General features: G+C 43.3%; 2 protein-coding genes. Both read right to left on the bottom strand.

All coding sequences use genetic code 11. The features are described from left to right. Positions 1-2,506, bottom strand: a 2,506-nt coding sequence (locus J7K79_RS03970; protein ID WP_296905406.1) for a glycoside hydrolase family 2 TIM barrel-domain containing protein, incomplete at its 3' end; no start/stop codon positions are given. A 3-nt stretch (positions 2,507-2,509) separates the two neighbouring features. Next, positions 2,510-3,490, bottom strand: a complete 981-nt coding sequence (locus J7K79_RS03965) for an ABC transporter ATP-binding protein (protein WP_296905404.1) — start codon at positions 3,488-3,490, stop codon at positions 2,510-2,512. Positions 3,491-3,585 lie beyond the last annotated feature (95 nt).

The raw sequence follows: 3,585 nt of genomic DNA, 5'->3' as shown, positions 1-3,585 counted from the left end.
TTCTTGGAATTTCCGGCACGCTTTCTCCTGGGATCAAAGCAAAATCAACCAGAACGTCTCCATTTCCGAAGATTGTGTAGGTAAGGTAAACCCAGGAGTTCCCCGGAACCTGGTAAACACTCTGGACAAAAACTTTTCCGTTTTCTTTTTTCCAGGACATTTTGTGAAGTTGCTGATTGTACGATGCTTTTTTCCACACAGCTAATCTTTCTGGCATTCTGTTTCCAATGTCATTGTCGATAGGAACTCTCCAGAAGTTCGGTTTAACAGGGCTTACAAGGAGATTTCTATCCCTGTGAATGATCTGTTCAAGAAATCCGGAAAGTTTTGAAAATACAAACTTTATCTCTTTTGCTTTGATCTCAATGTGAGAGCCGTTCTCAGAGACTGACACATCGTCTTCAACGGATTCTTTCTCCATCTCGGCAGGTTTCAGCTGGAACTGCTCGAAGGCGACAACATGTCCCTTCTTTGCCCAGAGTGTATCTCTGGAAAGAGCAAACTCAATTTCAAGGAAGTATTCTGCACTGTCCATTTCAGGAAGGTCTATCTTTATTGTTGTTTTTTCACTTGGTGCGAGAGAAAGTTTAAAACGTTCTTCCTTTATTACTTCTCCGTCTCTTCTTATTTTCCAGATTCCATCGAATTCTTCAAGATCTGTGAACAGGTAGTGATTTTCTATTTCATAGAGAGATTTTGTCAACTGCCGGACTTTTATATTCTGATAGACCTTTTTTACTTCAAGGAGTTCCGGTTCCGGTGTTCTGTCTGGAAGGACGACCCCGTTACAACAGAAGTTTTTGTCATTTGGCTCATCTCCAAAGTCTCCTCCATACGCCCAGAACTCTCTACCCTGTTCATCTACTTTCTTTATTCCCTGATCTACCCAATCCCAGATACATCCACCATGAAGGTAGGGATACCTTTCTATCACATCCCAGTAATCTTTCAAATTCCCTACACTGTTTCCCATGGCGTGAGCGTACTCACACATGATGAAAGGTTTTTCTTGTTTCTTTGAAGCGTATTCAAGCAGAGTGTCTATCTTGGGATACATGCGTGAAAAGACATCTGGATAGTAGTTTTCTCCTCTCAGTGTTGCTCCCTCGTAATGAATAAGTCTTGTGTTGTCTCTGGATTTTATCCAAAGTGCGGCCTTCTCAAAGTTTATTCCGTCTCCTGCTTCATTTCCAAGCGACCAGAAGATAACAGAAGGATGATTCTTGTCACGCTCTACCATTCTTTGGATTCTGTCAAGATGTGCCTTCTCCCACTCGGGCTTATTAGCCAGCGTTGTTTCCAAATCCCAACCGACCCCATGTGATTCAATGTTTGCTTCATCTATGACATAAAGCCCATAATAATCGCACAGATCGTACCACTTTGTCTGATTTGGATAATGAGAGGTACGCACCGTGTTTATGTTGTGCTGTTTCATGAGTTTTATGTCCTCTACCATTCTCTCCACAGTCACCGCATGGCCTCTGTCCGGGTCGAACTCGTGTCTGTTCACTCCTTTAATGTAAAGAGGTTTTCCATTCAGAAGAAGTGTTCCGTCTTTTATCTCCACTTTTCTGAATCCAAAGTTGATTTTCTTTTCGTCTTCGCCCAGTTTCACCTTTAGAACATAAAGGTGCGGTTTTTCTGCAGACCACTTCTTTGGATTTTCTATATCAAAAACAAACGAGAGAACACTGTCTTTCGGTTTCACTCGTTCTTTCACCAAGGTTGTTGTCTTTCCATCCGGATCGATGAGCACAAGTTCAAAATTCTTTTCGCTCTCTTCTCCAAGATTTCTGAACTCCACATCTGCAAAGAGCTTTCCATTTTTGTAGTTCTCATCCAAGTCTGTTCTAATAAAAACATCCCTCACATGGAATTTAGGAAGGGTGTATAGATAAACGTCTCTGTAAATTCCTGCAAACCACCACATGTCCTGATCTTCCAGGTAACTTCCATCACTCCACTTTAAGACTTCAACAGTGATCAGATTTCTTCCAGCTCTTAGGTAATCTGTTACCCTGAACTCTGCAGGTGTGCAGCTATCTTTACTGAAACCGATCTTCTTTTCGTTTATCCACAGGTAAAAGAACGATCGCACACCTTCAAAATGGAGGAAAATTTCCTTTTCAAGCCAACTCTCTGGTATTTCTATCCATTTCCTGTAAATCCCCGTGGGGTTGTCATCTCTTGGAACGAGAGGAGGATTTGTTTCGAATGGATAGACCACATTCGTGTAGATAGGCTTGCCATAGCCTTTAAATTCCCAGTTGCTTGGAACCTCTATCTCATCCCAGCTTGCTTCGTCAAAATCCTCCAGAAAGAAACCTTCAGGAACTTCAAAAGGATTCTTTGCAAAGAAGAACTTCCAGTTTCCATTGAGAGACAGAAAGTCTTTCGGATACTCCCATTTTCCCTTGAATGGATCAAAGTAAGGTATGAAAGTTGCATGAGGTTTTTCTGTTCCAGAACTGACAAGCTGAGGATTTTCCCATTCGTAGCGCATACCCTACACCTCCATAAGGAAACATGCTACTCTATGATTTGGCTTTACCTCCAGAATTTGTGGTTCTTCTTTACGACACCGATCTGTTGCAAACGGACATCTTGGATGAAATCTGCAACCTGACGGAGGTGAAACAAGAGACGGAGGAGATCCTGGTATTCCTTCTCTCAACTGCTTGTCTCCCACTCTGGGAAGCGATTGTATGAGGTATCTCGTGTAAGGATGAAGAGGCTCCTTAAAGATCTCGAGCGTTGGACCCTCTTCCATGATCTTTCCCGCATACATGATTGCCATTCTTGTTGTAACCTGAGCATGTATACCCATGTCGTGCGTCACCAAAACAATTGTGTTCTTCAGCTCTTTTTGAATTCTCTTTATGAGCTGTATGACAGCACGCTGTGCTACTACATCCAAAGCAGTTGTCGGTTCGTCGGCAAGGATGACACGAGGTTTCAAGAGAGTGGCAAGTGCTATAGTAACACGCTGTCTCATTCCACCGGAAAGCTGATGAGGAAACATATCCAGCACTCTGGAAGGAAGCCCCAAAGCTTTTAAGTGTTCGATCGCCATTTCGAGAAACGCTTCTTTCTGTCTTCTCACATGACTCTTCAGAATTTCCATGAATGTGTCCTTTATACGCTTCACCGGGTTCAAAACGTGCATGGAACCCTGGGGAATGTAGGAGATGAAGCGCCATCTCAGGTGCCTTCTCTCTTCTTCTTTTAGTGATACAATGTTCACAGGTTCGCTGTCGAGCCAGTAATTCAGTTCGCCGCCGAATAGCCTCAGGGGAGGCTCGAGATTTGCGAGCAGGGTCTTCAAGAGTGTAGATTTTCCGCAACCGGATTCGCCTGCTATACCGTAGATCTCGCCTGAAAAGATCTTCAAACTCACGTTGTCCACGGCTTTTATCGTTCTTCTTTTACCCCAGAATTCCAGAACATAGTAGGCCTTCAGGTTTTTCCCTTCTATCAATGTCTCCATCCACTCGCCTCCTTATGTTTCTTCCCAGACAACCAAGCTGTGAGGTTCTATTTTTCTATTTCCTAGAACAACTCGAGCACCACTCGGTATCTCCA

The organism is Thermotoga sp., assembly GCF_021162145.1.
GTDB lineage: Bacteria > Thermotogota > Thermotogae > Thermotogales > Thermotogaceae > Thermotoga.
This window is presented reverse-complemented; position numbering and strand designations above follow the sequence as displayed.